The sequence below is a fragment of the Empedobacter stercoris genome (assembly GCF_020281205.1).
Taxonomy (GTDB): domain Bacteria; phylum Bacteroidota; class Bacteroidia; order Flavobacteriales; family Weeksellaceae; genus Empedobacter; species Empedobacter stercoris.
On record NZ_JACXZC010000002.1, the window covers coordinates 1 to 19,422 of the forward strand.

Annotated in this window: 14 protein-coding genes and 3 tRNA genes; 15 read left to right on the forward strand and 2 right to left on the reverse strand. The window is 32.7% G+C overall.

What is annotated here, in order from left to right:
- Positions 1 to 115 precede the first annotated feature (115 nt).
- The gene (locus IF125_RS01065) at positions 116 to 2,857 is read right to left on the reverse strand and encodes a M16 family metallopeptidase (RefSeq protein WP_225541229.1); all 2,742 of its coding nucleotides are present in this window, start codon (positions 2,855 to 2,857) and stop codon (positions 116 to 118) included.
- A gap of 120 nt (positions 2,858 to 2,977) precedes the next feature.
- On the opposite strand from IF125_RS01065, the gene IF125_RS01070 reads away from it, so the two are divergent.
- The 7 genes from IF125_RS01070 to IF125_RS01100 all read left to right on the forward strand — a co-directional run bounded on the left by IF125_RS01070 (position 2,978) and on the right by IF125_RS01100 (position 13,874).
- A complete protein-coding gene (locus IF125_RS01070) occupies positions 2,978 to 5,392 on the forward strand; it encodes an alpha-ketoacid dehydrogenase subunit alpha/beta (protein ID WP_225541230.1) in 2,415 nt (804 codons plus the stop codon).
- Positions 5,393 to 5,474: 82 nt separating this feature from the next.
- Positions 5,475 to 6,731 (forward strand): type IX secretion system plug protein, encoded by a 1,257-nt coding sequence (locus IF125_RS01075; protein ID WP_225541231.1) that lies wholly within the window; start codon positions 5,475 to 5,477, stop codon positions 6,729 to 6,731.
- A 91-nt stretch (positions 6,732 to 6,822) separates the two neighbouring features.
- A complete protein-coding gene (locus IF125_RS01080) occupies positions 6,823 to 7,812 on the forward strand; it encodes a hypothetical protein (protein ID WP_225541232.1) in 990 nt (329 codons plus the stop codon).
- A complete protein-coding gene (locus IF125_RS01085) occupies positions 7,809 to 10,373 on the forward strand; it encodes a hypothetical protein (RefSeq protein WP_225541233.1) in 2,565 nt (854 codons plus the stop codon). Before IF125_RS01080 ends, IF125_RS01085 begins: the two co-directional genes overlap by 4 nt.
- A 66-nt stretch (positions 10,374 to 10,439) precedes the next feature.
- Positions 10,440 to 11,090 (forward strand): DUF1003 domain-containing protein, encoded by a 651-nt coding sequence (locus IF125_RS01090; RefSeq protein ID WP_225541234.1) that lies wholly within the window; start codon positions 10,440 to 10,442, stop codon positions 11,088 to 11,090.
- Between the two features lie 168 nt (positions 11,091 to 11,258).
- Positions 11,259 to 12,887: an L-glutamate gamma-semialdehyde dehydrogenase gene (gene pruA / locus IF125_RS01095; RefSeq protein ID WP_225541235.1), complete on the forward strand. Its 1,629-nt coding sequence runs from the start codon at positions 11,259 to 11,261 to the stop codon at positions 12,885 to 12,887.
- Positions 12,888 to 12,944: 57 nt separating this feature from the next.
- Positions 12,945 to 13,874, forward strand: a complete 930-nt coding sequence (locus IF125_RS01100; RefSeq protein ID WP_225541236.1) for a cation diffusion facilitator family transporter — start codon at positions 12,945 to 12,947, stop codon at positions 13,872 to 13,874.
- 87 nt (positions 13,875 to 13,961) lie between these two features.
- Here IF125_RS01100 and IF125_RS01105 read toward each other — a convergent pair whose 3' ends face one another.
- Entirely contained in the window at positions 13,962 to 14,606 is a 645-nt protein-coding gene (locus IF125_RS01105) for an OmpW/AlkL family protein (protein WP_171622827.1), read from the reverse strand.
- Positions 14,607 to 14,848: 242 nt separating this feature from the next.
- Between IF125_RS01105 and IF125_RS01110 the strand changes: the two genes are divergently transcribed.
- The 8 genes from IF125_RS01110 (at position 14,849) to tuf (ending at position 19,373) form a co-directional block, all read left to right on the forward strand.
- Entirely contained in the window at positions 14,849 to 15,991 is a 1,143-nt protein-coding gene (locus IF125_RS01110; RefSeq protein WP_171622826.1) for an acyl-CoA dehydrogenase family protein, read from the forward strand.
- Between the two features lie 68 nt (positions 15,992 to 16,059).
- Complete coding sequence (gene rpsU, locus IF125_RS01115) at positions 16,060 to 16,254, forward strand: 30S ribosomal protein S21 (RefSeq protein ID WP_171622825.1); 195 nt, start codon at positions 16,060 to 16,062, stop codon at positions 16,252 to 16,254.
- Positions 16,255 to 16,335: 81 nt separating this feature from the next.
- The gene (locus tag IF125_RS01120) at positions 16,336 to 17,235 is read left to right on the forward strand and encodes a tyrosine-type recombinase/integrase (RefSeq protein ID WP_171622824.1); all 900 of its coding nucleotides are present in this window, start codon (positions 16,336 to 16,338) and stop codon (positions 17,233 to 17,235) included.
- Between the two features lie 2 nt (positions 17,236 to 17,237).
- The gene (gene hpf, locus IF125_RS01125; protein ID WP_225541237.1) at positions 17,238 to 17,543 is read left to right on the forward strand and encodes a ribosome hibernation-promoting factor, HPF/YfiA family; all 306 of its coding nucleotides are present in this window, start codon (positions 17,238 to 17,240) and stop codon (positions 17,541 to 17,543) included.
- Positions 17,544 to 17,668: 125 nt separating this feature from the next.
- Positions 17,669 to 17,742 (forward strand) — tRNA-Thr (locus tag IF125_RS01130).
- Between the two features lie 32 nt (positions 17,743 to 17,774).
- Positions 17,775 to 17,856 (forward strand) — tRNA-Tyr (locus tag IF125_RS01135).
- A gap of 72 nt (positions 17,857 to 17,928) precedes the next feature.
- Positions 17,929 to 18,001 (forward strand) — tRNA-Gly (locus tag IF125_RS01140).
- A gap of 184 nt (positions 18,002 to 18,185) precedes the next feature.
- Complete coding sequence (gene tuf, locus IF125_RS01145) at positions 18,186 to 19,373, forward strand: elongation factor Tu (RefSeq protein ID WP_171622822.1); 1,188 nt, start codon at positions 18,186 to 18,188, stop codon at positions 19,371 to 19,373.
- The last annotated feature ends 49 nt before the right edge of the window (positions 19,374 to 19,422 follow it).

Genomic DNA, 19,422 nt, shown 5'->3' on the forward strand with positions numbered 1-19,422 from the left:
AATGAGCCCGATACAATATCGAACTCATTTTTATAATTATTAATTTTTAATCTGTCCAAACTTTTGGGTGCAGTCTATTCATCTGAAGCTTTTTTTGAAATGAGTATGATTAAAGTTATTTTTTATCAAAAGTTCCTGTGTAAACAGAAGTCAATTTGTCTAATGAAATGTATTTTTTGAAAACTTCATTTACTTGACTTACATTCAGAGCATCAACTTTTTTCTCTAAATTATCGAAATCATCAAAACTAATTCCGTTTAACAAATAACCATTCGATAAACTTAATAAAGTACCATCCATTCCCAAAGATGTGTTACGTCCATTTTTCCAACTTACGATATTTGTTTTTAATTCTTCAGCTGTGAAACCATCTTTCAATGCTTTTGCAACTTCCTCTTTCAATGCTATTTCAACAGCTTCACGTTTAGTAGGATTCAAAAATGCGTAATATCCCCAAGAAGCAACATCGTTTTTAGGATCGTTTGGAATAGAAACATACGAACCTGCACCGTAGCTGATACCTTCTTTTTCTCTCAATCGCATAGGAATACGAGCAGATAAAAATCCACCGCTACCAATCATTTCGTTTGCCATAACCATTGCTGCATAATCTGCACTTTCACGATTCATTTTGAAGTTAATTGATCCAACTGCAGCTGCATTTTCTTTGTCAGCAATGTTGTATATTTTGTCTTCTTTTTTAGTTGCTGTAAACGTTGGATATGCTTTTTCGTATTTCGATTTACTATTCCATTTGCCAAATGTATCACTCAGTATTTTTTCAACTTTAGCTTTATCATTAGTTCCAACGACAGAAACAACTCCGTTTTGCGCACCTAAAATGTTTTTATAAAAATCAACTAAATCAGTTTGTTTTATAGTTTTAATTTCATCTTTTAATTCACTAAAAGAAGCAGTATAAAAAATAGATGATTTTGGATAATTAGAAGTTAAACGATTAATCTCATTGAAAGCTAAAGCTTGTGGATCGTTAGTGTTAGCGTCTAAATAAGTGGTGTATTCATTTACAGTTTTTGTTAATTCGGCTTGAGGGAAAGTTGGTTCTGTAATAATTTGACGAACGATATCCATTGTTTTGTCTAATGAATTTTTGTACGTATTAATTGTTACGGATAACGTTTGTCCACTAAATCTAAATCCGACAGAAGATTTCAACTCATCTAATTTATCTTTGATTTGTTCTTTTGTTAGATTCTTCGTTCCAGACATTAACAATTCAGCCGTTAATTGACCAATAATTCCTTTATTCGCTAAATCTTTTTCATTCGAAACAGGTAAATTGAATGATAAAATAACTTTTTCACCTTTGATTTCTTTATCGATGATTCCGTATTTTAATCCATTGTTCAATTTCCCTTCTGCATAATGCGCTTTAAGATTTTTGATCGAAGCTTCGAAAGGTTTTGCTTCCTTCTCTGCAGCACGACCTTTATAATTTGAAACTAATTCTGTAATTTGTTTATTCGTTAATTCATTCGGTTTTACACGAATTTCATCTTTTGTAGGAATAAATGTTCCAACCGTTCTATTGTTCGCTCTAAAATATTTTTCAGCAACACGCTTGATATCTTCTTTTGTTACTTTTTCGATATTATCGCGGTACAAGAATCCTAAGCGATAATCACCAGCACCAACAATTTCGGTTAAAGCAATTGCAAAATTAATGGTGTTATTTTTTCTATTTTCGATGTTCTTGATAATATTCGCTTTTGCACGTTGTACATCTTGATCAGTATAATTAATTGTGGCAACTTTATCTAATTCTGCACGAATATCATTTTTCGTTTGTTCAATATTTTTCTCTTTCGGAATTTCTGTTCCAATATAAAAGAAACTCGCATCACGAACTTCTGGACTAAATGCCCAAATAGAAGCAATTTTGTGTGTGTCTACTAAAGCTTTATATAAATACCCAGATGGATCTGAAGTCAGAATATTGTTCAACACATCAATCGCTGCATAATCTTTGTCGCTGTAAGCTGCAACGTGATACATCACGCCAACAGATTGAGAATCACCTGCGCGTTTTACTTCTACAAATTTTTCACCGTCTTGTGCTGGTTCAACGGTTAAGACTTCGTCTAAAACACGAGTTGGTTTTGGAATTGGAGCAAAATATTGATTGACATAATCCATTGTTTTTTTCTCGTCAAACTTTCCTGCAATAATTAATGTAGCATTATCAGGTTGATAGTATTTTTCGTAGAATTTCCGTAATTGAGGTGTTTTAACACGTTCGATATCTTCTTTGGAACCAATCGTCGACTTTCCGTAATTGTGCCATAAATATCCAGCAGAAATCACACGTTCCATCAGTACACTTGAAGGATTATTTTCTCCAATTTCAAATTCATTGCGAACAACCGAAAACTCTTTATCTAAATCTTCTTGTTTGATGGTTGCATTAATCATTCGATCGGCTTCCATTTCGATACTCCAACGTAAATTTTCATCACTTGAAGGAAAGATTTCATAATAATTTGTACGATCATACCATGTTGTTCCATTTGCTATTCCACCTTTATCAGATAACATTTTTTTGATATCACCAAGGTTTTTAGTCGATTTAAACAACATATGTTCTAACAAATGCGCCATTCCTTTTTCTCCGTAACCTTCATGTTTAGAACCTACATTGTAAACAATGTTTACGACAACATTACTTTGAGATTGATCAGGAAGTAATAAAACTTGCAAACCATTAGATAGTTTGTACTCTTTTATTCCTTCTACTTGAGTTACAAAAGTTGCTCCTCCAGCTTTAGTTTGAGCCATTACATACGATGAATTTGCAAAAGCAAAAACAAAACATAAACTCAATAAAGTTTTTTTCATGTATTTATTTTTAGTGTTATTAATAGGATGATATAAAATTATAATCTATTCGTTAGACGCAAATTGTATGGTGTAAGTTACAAATCTTTTGTTAAATTTGTGATGCAACAAACAAAAGAAATGGAAACAAAAGAGGTAAATAAAATTACTTTCGAAGAGTTTAAAAGTCAAATCATTAGTGATTATAGAACGGCTTTTATGTCTCGTGAAGTAAGTCTTTTAGGAAGAAGAGAAGTACTTACAGGGAAAGCAAAATTTGGAATTTTTGGTGATGGAAAAGAGTTACCACAAATTGCAATGGCAAAGGTATTCAAAGATGGAGATTTCCGTTCGGGGTATTACCGCGATCAGACATTTATGTTCGCTATTGGTCAACTAACAGTTGAACAATTTTTCGCACAATTATACGCTTTAACTGATTTAGAAAAAGAACCTTCATCTGGAGGTCGTCAAATGACTTCTCACTTCGGAACAAGATCTTTAAACGAAGATGGTTCTTGGAAAAAACTAACAACGCAAAAAAATTCGAGTGCAGATATTTCTCCTACAGCGGGACAAATGCCACGTTTATTAGGATTAGCACAAGCATCAAAATATTTTAGAAATGTACCACAAGCCGATGAAGAGCAACAATTTTCTGTAAGTGGAAATGAAATTGCATTCGGTACAATTGGTGATGCAAGTACATCTGAAGGACATTTTTGGGAAACGATAAATGCGGGTGGAGTTCTTCAAGTGCCAATGGTGGTTTCTATTTGGGACGATGGCTATGGAATTTCCGTTCCAGCTAAATTTCAACGTACAAAATCGAATCTTTCTGAACTATTATCAGGTTTTGGAAGAACAGAAAACGAAAGAGGTTACGAAATTATTACTGTAAAAGCTTGGGATTATCCAGCGTTGATCGAAGCATATACTCGTGCAGAAAGATTTGCGCGTGAGCATCATATTCCTTGTATTGTACACGTGCAAGAATGTACACAGCCACAAGGTCACTCTACGTCTGGTTCACACGAACGTTACAAATCAGAAGAGCGTTTAGCTTGGGAAAAAGAATACGATGGAATAGCAAAATTCCGCGAATATATTTTAGCATTTGCAGATCATTCGGATGCAATTATTACAGCAGAAGAGTTGGATAAATTAGAAGCAGAAGTAAAAGCAGAAGTAAAAAAATCTCAAAAACAATGTTGGGATGATTATTTGAATCCAATTTTAGAGTTGAAAAATCAAGCATTAGATTTATTAATGAAAGTTGGTTCAGAAAGTGTAAATTCAGCATTTATCAATATTGAAATTAATAATTTAAAATCGAAGAAAAGCCCATTTAAACGTGATGTTTATGGTGCAGTTCGTAAAATAATTCGTTTAACTCGTTCTGAAAATTTAGCTTCAAAGGCTGAATTAATTTCTTGGTTAGAAGTTAAATTGGCAAAAGAGGAAGAAATTTATTCGACAAAATTAGTTTCAGGAACAGCTACAAATGTACCTCAAGTTAAACCTGAGTTTGGAGAAAATCCAGTATTAGAAGATGGTCGTGTAATAGTTCGTGATAACTTTGATAAACTTTTCGAAAAGTATCCAAAAGCATTAGTTTTCGGAGAAGATGCTGGAAATATTGGTGATGTAAACCAAGGTTTAGAAGGTCTTCAAGCGAAATATGGAATCGATCGTATTTCAGATACAGGAATTCGTGAAGCAACAATTCTTGGTCAAGGAATTGGGTTAGCAATGCGTGGTTTACGCCCTATTGCAGAAATTCAATACTTAGATTATATTCTTTATTGTTTACAAGGAATTTCAGATGATTTAGCAACTGTACTTTATCGTACAAATGGTGGTCAGAAAGCACCCGTAATAATCAGAACGCGTGGGCATCGATTAGAAGGTGTTTGGCATTCTGGTTCTCCGATGGGAGGAATCTTGAATTTGGTTCGTGGTGTGAATGTTTTGGTTCCTCGCGATCTAACTAAAGCAGCAGGTTTTTACAATACATTAATGCAAGCAGATGAACCAGCAATTGTGGTTGAAAGTCTGAATGGTTACCGTCTGAAAGAACCTGCACCAACAAATATTGGAGAATTTACAACGCCAATTGGTGAAGTTGAAATCACAAAAGAAGGACAAGATGTAACGTTGTTAACTTATGGTTCTACTTGGAGAATTGTAATGGAGGCAGCAAAAGAATTAGAACAATTAGGAATTTCGGTTGAGGTAATTGATGCACAATCATTATTACCATTCGATATTAATGCAGATGTTGCAAAAAGTTTATCAAAAACCAATCGTTTAGTAATTGTTGACGAAGATGTTCCTGGTGGAGCAAGTGCATTTTTGTTACAAGAAATTGTCGAAAAACAAGGTGGATATTTTACATTAGATAGCGCGCCATTGACGATTACAGCGAAAGCTCACCGTCCTGCTTATGCGACAGATGGAGATTATTTTTCAAAACCTTCTGTAGATGATATTACTGAAAAGGTTTATGAATTGATGCGCGAAGCAAAACCAAATGAGTTTCCTGCTTTGTACTAAAAAATAAATTTTAAAGTTATATAAGCGTGTGTCTTTGTAAAAAGACACACGCTTTTTTGTATTTTTATCAATCAAAATAGTAATGAAAATGAAATTCTATTCGATTATCCTGTGTTTATTAACGACAATTGTTTTAGGACAATATCAAGAAGTTAATCCACCAAAAAATATTAAAACTATTCAAGTTTTTAATCCACAAACAAACGACAATACACCAATTATCAAGTTAGGTTCAGAGGAAAGTTTATTTTTTCTTTTTGATGATATTAATGCAGGATATAGACGTTACCAATATTCTATCGAGCATCGAAATGCAGATTGGACAGAATCAAATATTTTTCAATCCGAATTTCTAAATGGTGTAAACGCAGATTATGCACGTACATATAAAAACTCGTTCAATACTTATCAAAAATATACCAATTATCAAATTCGATTTCCGAACGAACAAATGAATATTAAGTTACCAGGAAATTACATTTTGAAAGTGTATTTGGATACGGATGACAACCCTATTTTTACGAAAAGATTTGCCGTTTATCAACCAATTACTGATGTTGGCGTGGTGGTTTCTCGTTTTAATAATCCAACTGTAAAAGAATTGAATCAGCGCTTACAAGTTCAGGTTTCAAGTGGAACTCAAAATTTGACGGAAGTTCCAGATGGAGCAAAGTTATTTTTGATGAAAAATAACAATTGGAACGAAGGTTATTTTGTTAATCGACCATCATTTTCTCGTCCAAATCAATTAACATACAACGATACCAATACACTTTTTGAAGGAGGAGCTGAATACAATTGGTTTGATAATAAAAATTTGGAGGTTCCGAGTATGACAACCGAAAAAACATTCAGAAAAGATAGTGTATACCATACTGTTTTACGCGTAGATTTTCCGAAATACAATTTACCATATGATGATTACCCAGATATTGATGGTAATTTTTATATCCGAAATAACCGTTATGGAAATGAATATGCAGCGAATTCTGAAGCGGATTATTCGTGGGTTTATTTTGCGTTAGATGCGTTCGAAGATCAAAACGGATTGTATGAACCTTACGTCGTGGGAGCTTTTAATAATTGGAATATTGATGAAAATTCGAGATTAGAGAAAGATGATTCAGGACTTTGGGTAACCGAATTATTTTTGAAACAAGGCTATTACAATTACCAATACGTTGTAAAAAACACCAAAACAGGAAAAATAGATCCAAGTTATGTGAGTGGAAGTTTTTGGCAAACCGAAAACCAATACCAAGCTTTATTTTACTATAGACCTTGGGGACAACGTTACGATATTTTGATGGGGTACGGATCAGGAAATTCGAGGAGATAAATTACTTCAAATGAATTTTTCTAAATTTTAGATTTAAAAATTTCACTATAATTAACGATAGAATTCACTATAATTCTATTTAAATTTGGACATGAACTTTATATTCAGATTTTTATCACTCACTATATTGTTTTTTTTGGTTGGATGTACTTCCGAAACCAAAAAATCTCCCGTAGATTTTTATTATTGGCGAAGTAATTTTTCGATCAATGAAACGGAGATAAAAACAGTCGATTACCTAAAGGTAGAGAATGTTTACATTCGTTTTTTTGATGTAGATAAAAAAGCAAATAAAATTTCACCAATTGGGATTATTCAGAATTTTGATGCAACAAAACTTAACGTTAATTATATTCCGACCATTTTTATTACCAATCAAACTTTTCTAAATACATCCAAAGATAAAGTAAAAAAATTGGCTAAAGATGTGTTTAATTTTTTGAACGAAACAGCTGAAAGAGGAAGCTTAAAAAGTTTTGATGAAATTCAAATTGATTGCGATTGGTCAAAATCGACACGAGAAAATTATTTTACATTTTTGTCTGAATTGAAACATATTTCGGGCAAACAAATTTCTGCCACTTTACGTTTGCATCAAGTGAAATTTAAAGAGCAAGAAGGTGTTCCACCATTGGATAAAATGGTTTTGATGTGTTATGCTACCGAAAATCCGACCGATCAAACTGAAAACAATTCAATTTTAGATTTGAAAATAGCCAAAGATTATTTACAAAATTTAGAAGATTATCCAATCAAATTAGATGTGGCTTTGCCAATTTATTCATGGGCGATTTTAACAAATCATCTTGGAAAAATAAAGTTAATCAATTCTTTTTCGGAGCAAGATTTGATAGGGAAACCTGTGAAAAAAGTTCGTGAAGGTTTTTACGAAGTTGAAGATGATTTCTTCGTTCGAAATTTTTATGTGAGCAAAGGTTTTACCATTAAAGTAGAAACAATATCACCTCAATTATTAGTTGAAACAAAGTCGTTTATCGATACAAAATTAAAAGACAATTACCGTTTGATCTATTATCATTTAGATTCAAAATTTTTAAATACAATTCCTAAAGATCTATGAAAAAAATAGTACTATCATTAAGTTTAATCTTTGGACTAACTCAAGCATTTGCTTGCGCTGATGGAGGAGGAGAAGATTACTATTATTACAATCTTTTTTCTCAAACATTAAGCGAAGCGCCACAATATCAACCTTTTTTGATGACATTGGATAATCCATATTATTCGATTGATGAAAATCAAAAAAATGAGAATATTTTAGATTGGCAAAAAACATTAGGAATCACATATCAACAAGCTTACGAATTGGTTTTTAAAGCATCAAAACAAGAAGTTGATTCGATGATTAAAACTGGAAAATCAACCAATTCAACAACCAATTTTGCGACAACAGATTGGATAAAAAAGAATAAACAACAATTGCTTTATTTATCATATGCCAAATATTTAGAGCCTTACATGGCATTTTATTACATTGATAATGGTGAGTGGTCGTATGTCGATCGTCCAGAAAAAAATGTTAATAATCTAAATTATAAAAAAGTTCTTGAGGTTCTAAAGAAGAGTTGGAATGCGGAAACAGATAAAGAATTGAAAACGCGTTATGGTTATCAATTGGTTCGTTTTGCACATTATTTCCATGAATACAGAGATGCTATTAACTATTTTAACATGTATGTAGCTTCTCAGGGACTAAAAAATTCGATGTATTATTATGCGTTAGATCAAAAAGGTGGTGCCGAACGTGCACTCGGAAATTATGTACAAGCGAATTATGATTTTTTCGAAGTTTTTTCACATTCTAATGACCGTAAATTAAGTGCTTATCAGTCGATGAACGTGACACAAGATTTAAATTATGAGAAGCTTTTGGCAAATGCAAAAACTACACAAGAGAAAAATGATTTGTATCTATTGATTGGTTACAATGACTTTTCTAATCCGTTAGCACCCGCGAAAAAAATTATTGCAAATGATGTGAATGCGCCACAAGCTCGAATTTTATTTGCGCGTTCTATCAATTTAATCGAGCGTCAATATTTGCAACAAAATCCTGAAGATTATTATTGGAATTCGACACAAGGACGAAAAAAATACACGGATTTGTATTTGCCTGTAAAATTGAATAATGAATATTATGGAAGTTCGGTTGATAATTCGAAAGAAGAAATTCAAATTAATGAGTTGATTGCCTTAGCAAAATTACAAGCTACAAAAGCCGATAACAAAGAATTTTGGAATTTATCGGTTGCTTATTTGAATTTATTGAATAAAAATTTTACCGAAACGAAGACGTATTTAGCAAAAGTAAATTCGACCTCGAAAGAATTTCAACAACAAAAAAATGTAATTCAAGTTTTATTAGAAATTTTCGAACAAAAGAAAATTACGGATAGTTTTGAGAATCAATTGATGCAAAAATATGCGTCAATCCTTCATTACGAATACCCAAAATTACCAGAAAATGAATACGAATATCCTATTAGTGAGAATCAAAAAATGAATCTAAAAAATGTCATTTTAGACGTTTTGGCAAATCGATATTTTTTGCAAGGCGATAAAGGAAAAGCGTTTTTGATTCATAACGAAATTACACAATTAGGTTCAAATCCGAATTGGGCGATTATCAACGATTTGGATAAATTGGATAAGAAAACGAATAAAACAGCTTTCGAAAAATATTTAATCAATACAAAAGTAAAATCGAGTTCATGGGATTGGAGAACCGAAAAATCAACGGATATTCAATTTAAATTAGCTGATTATTTAGCTGATTTCAAAGGGACTATTTATTTGGGCGAAATGAAATTTGATTTAGCAAAGAAGGAATTCGAAAAAATAGATCCAACATTTCATACTTCCGAAAGTTCATATTTTGTGTATGATTACAATTATTCGACAGAAAAAGAAACAAAAACTTGGGTAGAAAACCAATTTGATGGCTTTCATAATATTCCAAGTAAGATTTTTGGGTACAATAAAATTGAATGTTTTAACTGTGATGAAAATCAGGTAATTGAAACGCCTTATTTGAATGAGTTCAAATTTATCAAATCTAAAATGTCAAAATTAGAATTGACGAATGCAATGATTGAATTGAATAAAATCGGGAAAAAAAATTCTGAAGAAGGTGCGAAAGCAAATTATTTATTAGGAAATTTTTATTACAACACAACAACTTTAGGGTATTATCGCTATTTGTTGACATTTGATCGAAACAACGAGAATGGACCAAAATATCATAATTATGATTCGGAATATGAAGCAACAACAAATTTCTTTTATAAAAGTTTTGGTTGGGGTGGATATTATGTTGATAATTTTACACCTTCAGAAAATTATTTGAAAAAAGCGTTTGATGCAACTAAGGATAAAGAGATGAAAGCGCAACTATTGTTTGCATTATCAAAGAATGAACAAGGTCGTTTTTACAATGCAAAAGATCCAGTTTTGAAACGTTTGTATGAAGATCAATATTCGAATGAAAATAAAATATTGGCATATAAAGTGGCAAATTATCGTTCTAATTTCAAGAGTTTAAAACAATATTCAGATACGAAAGCGTATCAAGAAATCAAATCAAATTGTAAATATTTCGATTATTACACGAATAACTTTTAATCCAGTAAACGCTTCTAATTTTAGGAGCGTTTTTTGTTAGAAAATTTTTGACTCAAATAGACTATTATGAAATGTTTTGTAACACAAAAACCAATTCATCGCTATGAAGCTGTGAAAGGTAAAGAGATTCAACAAGAAATTTTTAAATTAATTCAACAAGATTATCCAGCTATATCCGGAGAAGAAAATGTTTCAATTAAAGTTCTAAATAAATATCGTCGTTTATTTTTTGCTAATTTGATTTCGCAAGAAATAGGTGAAATGGAAAAATTGGATCAAGATGTTATAGAAGCAATTCGAAATAATTCGATTCTTTCAGAAAATATCAAAGAAGAAACAGTAAAAACATTAACAATTGGTGAAAAAATAGCTGATAATGTGGCTACTTTTGGAGGAAGTTGGACGTTTATTGTTGCGTTTTTTGTGTTTTTATTAGCGTGGATGTTACTTAACTTCTGGATGTTACATAACAAAGGATTTGACCCTTATCCGTTTATTTTATTGAATTTAATTCTTTCTTGTTTAGTGGCGATTCAAGCACCGATTATCATGATGAGCCAAAATCGACAAGAAGATAAAGACAGGGATAGAGCTGAACACGATTATAAAATCAATTTGAAAGCTGAATTGGAGATAAAATTATTAAGTGAAAAAATAGATCATTTATTGGTTCATCAAAACAAAAAATTATTAGAAATTCAGGAAATGCAAATTTAGTATTTAGAGAATATCGAAAAACAAGTGATTCAACCTAAAGATAAGAATGATACGGATCAAAAAGATTAATATAAAGAGGCAATTTAGTTAATTATTCAAACTGAAAATTTTCATTTATTTTTCATAAATTTGGACTTTGAATAAGTATAAACAAACAAAATAATAAGAATGTCAAAATCATTTGCTCAAATTCCTCAAGCTGTTAACGAAGAGGTGAAATCGTATGCTCCTGGTACGCCAGAGCGCGCGCAATTATTAGACGCATACAAAAAAATGTTTAACGAGGTAACAGAGGTTCCTCAATACATTGGTTCTGAAGAGATTTTTTCAGGAAATAAAAAAGAAATTCGTCCTCCACACGATCACCAAAAAGTGGTTGGTTATTTCCACGAAGGAACTCAAGACGATGTAAGAAAAGCGATAGATACAGCGTTAGCTGCAAAAGAAGCTTGGGTTGCAATGCCTTGGGAAGATAGAGCGGCAATTTTCTTAAAAGCTGCAGATTTAATTGCTGGTCCTTACCGTGCAAAAATAAATGCTGCAACGATGATTGGACAATCTAAAAATGCGATGCAAGCAGAAATTGATTCAGCTTGTGAGTTAATCGACTTTTTACGTTTCAATGTACAGTATATGACAGAAATTTATGCAGATCAACCAGTCTCTTCTCCGGGAGTATGGAATCGCGTAGATTATCGTCCATTAGAAGGATTTACATTCGCTATCACTCCTTTCAACTTTACTGCAATTGCTGGTAACTTACCTTCTTGTATGGCTTTGATGGGGAATGTTGTTGTTTGGAAACCTTCAGATAAACAAACTTTAGCTGCTAAAGTGACTATGGAAGTGTTCAAAAAAGCTGGTTTACCAGATGGTGTAATCAATATGATTTTAACTGATGGAGCAGAAACTGCAAAAACAGTTTTAGAGCACAAAGATTTTGCTGGATTACACTTCACAGGTTCAACAAAAGTTTTCAATACTTTATGGAAACAAATTGGTGATAATATTAATAATTATAGAACTTACCCTCGTATTGTAGGAGAAACAGGAGGAAAAGATTTCGTTATGGTTCACAAATCTGCTTGTGCAACAGAAGTTGCTGTAGCTTTAGTTCGTGGAGCATTCGAATACCAAGGACAAAAATGTTCTGCAGCTTCTCGTGCTTACATCCCTTCTAATTTATGGAACGAGGTAGAAAAACAAATGAAAGAAATGTTAGCAACTGTGACATTAGGTTCTCCTGAAGATTTCTCTAATTTCATGACTGCTGTTATTGATAAAAATTCTTTCGAAAAATCAAAAGCATATATTGATCGTGCACATGCATCTTCTGAAGCTGAAGTTGTAATTGGTGGTACGTATGACGATTCTGTAGGATACTTTGTTCAACCAACAGTAATCAAAGTAACAAATCCTCAATACGAATCAATGGTAGAAGAAATCTTCGGACCTGTATTGTCTGTTTATGTATATGATGAAAATGAATTTGAAGCAACTTTAAAATTAGTAGACGAAACTTCTGCTTATGCTTTAACAGGTTCTATCTTCTCGAAAGATCGTGCTGCTGTGGGAATCGCATCTAATGCATTGAAAAATGCTTGTGGAAACTTCTACATCAACGACAAACCAACAGGAGCTGTAGTTGGGCAACAACCATTTGGTGGAGCACGTGCTTCTGGTACAAATGATAAAGCTGGATCTGCAATGAACTTGTTACGTTGGACTTCTGTTCAAACTATCAAAGAAACATTAGTTCCTGCGACAGATTATAAATACCCTTTCTTAGCAAAATAAATTTTTAAGAAATAAATTTAGAATAAGCCTTACATTTGTAGGGCTTATTTTTTTGGTATGAATGATAATTCGGAAAAAGCAATCAAAGCTTCGATTTTTAGTATTGTAGGAAATGCTTCTTTGGCTGGAATTAAGTTTTTGGCTGGTTATTTTGGAAATTCATACGCGCTTATTGCAGATGCTATCGAATCTTCGGCAGATGTTTTTTCATCAATATTTGTATTCTTTGGGCTGAAGTATTCAGCTAAACCAGCAGATGAAAATCATCCGTATGGACACGGAAAAGCTGAAGCGTTAATTACATTCTTAGTGGTTACTTTTCTGATTGTTTCTGCGATTATTATTGCGAAGGAGAGTATTACAAATATTATTACACCACATCATCAACCCAAACCTTTTACGTTATTAGTTCTTGGAGGAATTATACTGTTTAAAGAATTATCGTTTCAATATGTGATGCGAAAAAGTGTCGAGACCAATAGTTCTTCTTTAAAAGCGGATGCTTGGCACCATCGATCAGATGCGATAACTTCGCTAATGGCATTTATCGGAATCTCGATTTCTTTGGTGATGGGACCAGGTTGGGAAGCTGCAGACGATGTAGCAGCACTTTTTGCATCAACGTTCATTTTATATAATGCATATAAAATTCTTCGTCCTGCTTTGGGCGAAATTATGGATGAACAATTGTATGAAGATGAAATTGAACAAATTCGTGAAATAGCCTTACATGTACCAGGTGTTATGGCGACCGAAAAATGTAATGTTCGTAAGAACGGAATGAATTATTATGTGGATTTACATGCGATTGTAGATGGCTCTATTTCAGTTGTAGAAGGACATAAAATTAGCCATGATCTAAAAGATGCTGTTCAAGCAAAAATGCCTCAAGTAAAAGATGTGTTGGTGCATATAGAACCTACTTTTGTTTCGGTTCGAGAATATTTTCGAATCAATCAAATAGAAGATAAAAGGGTAGAGAGATAATTTAAATAAAAAAAGAGAAGCAATTGCTTCTCTTTTTGATTTTTCTTTATTTTTAAAAAATCATAATATATATATAAAAGGTCGATTTTAGAATAATTTGAACCCAATACCAGTACTGATTAACCAAGGATTAAGATCTACATCTGCTGGCACATAAACTTGTTGATCCAAAGCAGCTCCAACTGTTACATCTGTGTTTAAATATAATTTTTTAACATCCACGTTCCAATATAATTTATCATTGATTTTATAATCAAATCCTAATTGAAATCCGAAGCCTACTTTATTTTCATAATCAACACTTGTTACAGCTGCATTTCTACCTTTTCCTGCACCTTCGTCGTAGAAAATTGTATAGTTAATTCCAGCTCCAATATAAGGTTTTAAATTTTTTGTAGGATACATATGGTATTGCACATTTACAGTAGGAGGAAGTAACATTACACGACCTAAATCTAAATTTCCTAATGCCGTATTTACAGCAACAACTTCATGTTTAGACGTTCCTAATATTAATTCGGCTGCAAGATTTTTCGTAATATAATACGTAAAGTCAATTTCAGGAATAACATTATTCGTAACAGCTACATTTCCACCTATAGCTTCAATTTTAGCATCTTCTACAGGAACTACACCTGTTGCTCTAACACGCATATGCAACTCTCCTGCTTCTTGACCAAATGAAATTGCTGAAGTTAAGATTGCTCCCAATAGTATAAGTCCTTTTTTCATAATCATTGTTTTTTAATTTCTGACAACAAATCTCGGATTAATCTGTCCGAATTAAAATGTTTAAAATCATTTTTTAAAATGACTTTAAACATTTGTAGTTAATTCAGTTTTTTTTAAATTAAAACCGCTGAGAGTCAATTATTTTTAATGAATAAAAATAATCGTAAAAGAAAAACTTTTCACTTAATAGAAATTTATTACTTTTGAAGCTAAGTCATAAAAAAATAATAAAACTCAAAAAAATGGATTTCTTAGAAAATGAAAATTTATCATTAATCGCACAGTCTGCAAGAGATTTTGCAAAACAATACATTCAGCCTAATATTATGGAATGGGATGAAGCTCAAACTTTTCCTGTAGAAGTTTTTAAAGAACTTGGAAAAATGGGATTCATGGGAATTGTTGTTCCAGAAGAATACGGAGGAAGCGGATTGTCTTATGATGAATATGTATCGATTGTAGATGAAATCTCACAAGTCGACCCTTCTATTGGATTGTCTGTAGCTGCGCACAACTCACTTTGTACAAATCATATTTTAGAATTCGGAAACGAAGAACAAAAACAACGATGGTTACCAAAATTAGCAACAGCAGAATGGATTGGAGCTTGGGGATTAACAGAGCACAATACAGGATCTGATGCAGGAGGAATGTCAACAACAGCTGTTAAAGATGGTGATGAATGGGTAATCAATGGTGCAAAAAACTTTATTACACACGCCATTTCTGGAGATGTAGCAGTTGTGATGACACGTACAGGAGAAAAAGGAGCTAAAAATAATGCAACAGCTTTTGTTATCGAAAAAGGAACACCAGGTTTTACTTCAGGTAAAAAAGAAAATAAATTAGGTATGCGTGCTTCTGAAACAGCAGAATTAATCTTTGATAACGTACGTGTTTCTGATGCTAATCGTTTAGGAAATGTAGGAGATGGTTTCAAACAAGCATTGAAAATTTTAGATGGTGGTCGAATTTCTATCGCGGCTTTATCCTTAGGTATTGCAAAAGGAGCGTATAAAGCTGCTTTAAAATATGCACAAGAGCGTCACCAATTTGGAACTGCAATTGCCAATTTCCAAGCAATTAATTTCAAATTAGCTGAAATGGTAACTGAAATTGAAGCTTCTGAATTATTAATTCGCAAAGCTTCTTATCTAAAAAATCACAAAAAACCAATGACAACAGAAGGTGCTATGGCAAAATATTATGCATCGGAAGCTTGTGTTAAAATATCGAACGAAGCGGTACAAATATTTGGAGGATACGGCTATACAAAAGATTTTCCAGTAGAAAAATTTTACCGAGATTCTAAGTTATGTACAATTGGAGAAGGAACAACTGAAATCCAAAAATTAGTTATTGGAAGAAATATTTTGAAAGATTAATGCAAAAGGATTTGTTTAATTACTAAAGAGTTGTATATTTGCCATCTCAAAAAGAAATAGATAAAATTATGTTGATTATACCAGTAAAAGACGGAGAGTCAATCGAAAGAGCTCTAAAAAAATACAAAAGAAAATTTGATAAAACAGGTGTTGTACGTCAGCTAAGAGCACGTCAACAATTTACAAAACCTTCTGTTTCAAACAGAATTAAGATGAGTAGAGCAATCTACAAACAATCTTTATTGGCACAAGAAGAAGCGTAAAAAGCTGTTTTAAACAATATAAAGAATTAATTTCTATTGACCTATTTATTAAAGTTGTAACTTTGATGAATAGGTTTTTTTATGGAATTAATTCAACTATTCTTAGATTATTTAGCGCTCGAGAAAAACTATTCTACGCTAACAATTACAAGTTACAAAAGAGATTTAGATGATTTTGTTGAGTTTTATCAACAAGAAGAAGATTCATCTGAAATTCAACACGCAACCAAAAATCATATTCGTGCATTTGTAATGTACTTATCCGAATTACAGAAGTCGGAGAAAACAGTAAATCGCAAATTAAGCGCGCTGCGCACGTTTTATAAATATTTAATCAAGGAAAGTCATTTAACGATTAACCCAATTGAACAAATACATTCTCTCAAGCAAAATAAACAAGTGCTGGTTCCATTTACACAGACAGAATTAAATGATTTGTTGAATAATGATGAATTCTTTCCTGATACGTTTGAAGGAGTAAGAGATCGTTTGATGATTGATGTGATGTATCAAACAGGTATTCGACGTGCCGAATTGATAGGTTTGAAAGAAAATGACATTGATCCAGCTACGCTCTCTATTAAAGTTTTAGGAAAAAGAAACAAAGAACGTATAATTCCGATTTCAACTTTTTTGTTAGAAGATTTAGCAATTTACAATACACGAAAACATAACGAAATTACCCTACAATGTACAAATGTTTTTGTAACAGAAAAAGGAAAACCTTTGTATGATAATCTTGTTTATTCCAAAGTTAAATATTACCTTAGTCTTATAAGTGTAAAACATAAAAAAAGTCCTCATATGTTGAGGCATTCATTTGCGACCCATATGTTAGATTCTGGAGCAGATTTGAATGCAGTGAAAGATATTTTAGGGCATTCAAGTTTGTCATCGACTCAAATTTATACACATGGAAGTATAGAAAATTTAAAAAAAGTGTTTAACAAAGCTCACCCACGTGAGAACAAAAAAGAGTAATTATGACAATTAACTTTCAAGCAGTAAACTTCAACACTAAACAAGGTTTAGAGGAGTATTTAGAAAAAAAATTAGAAAAATTAGAAACTTTGTCAGACAAAATCATTGCAGCAAACGTTTCTTTTAAATTAGAGAATACTGCAGAAAAAAACAACAAGACAGTTGATATCAAATTAGAAGTACCCGGAGATGATATCGTTGTGAGTAAAACTGGACAGTCTTTTGAGGAATGTATTGATTTGTCGGTAGATACATTGAAAAAATTAATTATCAGAAAAAAAAAAAAATTAGCGATCGATAAAAATTGAAGAATTAGCTAAAAAAAAATCATAAAAATTTGGTTAATTCAAAAAACAGCGTAAATTTGCAGTCCGTTAAACAAACAATTTTAACGGGCTGTTCTTTTAAAATAAGTCTTTTATAAATAAATAATGCCGATGTAGCTCAGCTGGCTAGAGCAGCTGATTTGTAATCAGCAGGTCGTGGGTTCGAGTCCCTCTATCGGCTCTAAGTTTTTTTATAAGAACAAAAAGTAAGGCGGGGAGATACTCAAGCGGCCAACGAGGACGGACTGTAAATCCGTTGGTTTCACCTTCGCAGGTTCGAATCCTGCTCTCCCCACAAACTTAATTTTTAAAAGTTTTGTGGTTTAGGATTTAATCTTTAAATTTGCAAAGCTTTTTAGAAGTGAATGCGGGAATAGCTCAATTGGTAGAGCGTCAGCCTTCCAAGCTGAATGTTGCGAGTTCGAGTCTCGTTTCCCGCTCAAATTCTAGTTCGCTAGTGTAGTTAATCTTTGTAAGTAGTTGTTGAAACTTATTTAATCTAAGGTTGGCGAATCAAAAATAAATACCTTTATATAAATTAAAAAGTGTATTTTTGCACTTGAAATAATTAAAAGTTATTTTTTTTAAATTTAAGTATAACAATAGAAATTAATAAAAAGTAAAATGGCAAAGGAAACTTTCAACCGTAATAAGCCGCACTTAAATATTGGTACTATTGGTCACGTTGACCACGGTAAAACCACTACAACTGCAGCAATTACTAAAGTATTAGCTGATGCTGGTTTTTCAGAAGCAAAAGCTTTCGATCAAATCGATAATGCTCCAGAGGAGAAAGAGCGTGGTATTACAATTAATACATCTCACGTAGAGTATGAAACTGCTAACCGTCACTACGCGCACGTTGACTGTCCAGGTCACGCGGATTACGTAAAGAACATGGTTACAGGAGCTGCTCAAATGGATGGTGGTATCTTGGTAGTTGCTGCTACTGATGGACCAATGCCTCAAACTCGTGAGCACATCTTATTATGTCGCCAAGTAAACGTTCCTCGTATCGTTGTTTTCTTAAACAAAGTAGATATGGTTGACGATGCTGAGTTATTAGAATTAGTAGAGATGGAAGTAAGAGATTTATTGTCTTCTTACGAGTACGATGGAGATAACACTCCAGTTGTTCAAGGATCTGCTTTAGGTGCATTAAATGGAGAACAAAAATGGGTTGATGCTTTATTGCATTTAATGGAAGAAGTTGATAACTGGATTGAAGAACCAGTACGTGACTCTGACAAACCATTCTTAATGCCAGTAGAGGATGTATTCTCTATTACAGGTCGTGGTACTGTTGCAACAGGACGTATCGAGGCTGGTGTTATTAACTCTGGTGATCCAGTTGATATCGTAGGTATGGGAGAAGAAAAATTAACTTCTACTGTAACTGGGGTTGAAATGTTCCGTAAAATCTTAGATAGAGGTGAAGCTGGTGATAACGTAGGTTTATTATTACGTGGTGTTGAGAAAACAGAAATCCGTCGTGGTATGGTTATTTGTAAACAAGGATCTGTTAAGCCACACAAAAAATTCAAAGCTGAGGTTTATATCTTAACTAAAGAAGAAGGTGGTCGTCACACTCCATTCCACAACCGTTACCGTCCACAGTTCTACGTACGTACAACTGACGTAACAGGGGAAATTAACTTACCAGAAGGTGTTGAGATGGTTTTACCAGGAGATAACTTAACTATTACAGTTGAATTATTACAACCAATTGCATTAAACGAAGGTTTACGTTTCGCAATCCGTGAAGGTGGACGTACAGTTGGTGCAGGTCAGGTAACTGAAATTTTAGACTAATTATAGTCAATCAATAATATAGAAGATGTGGTAATCTTCAATGATTACC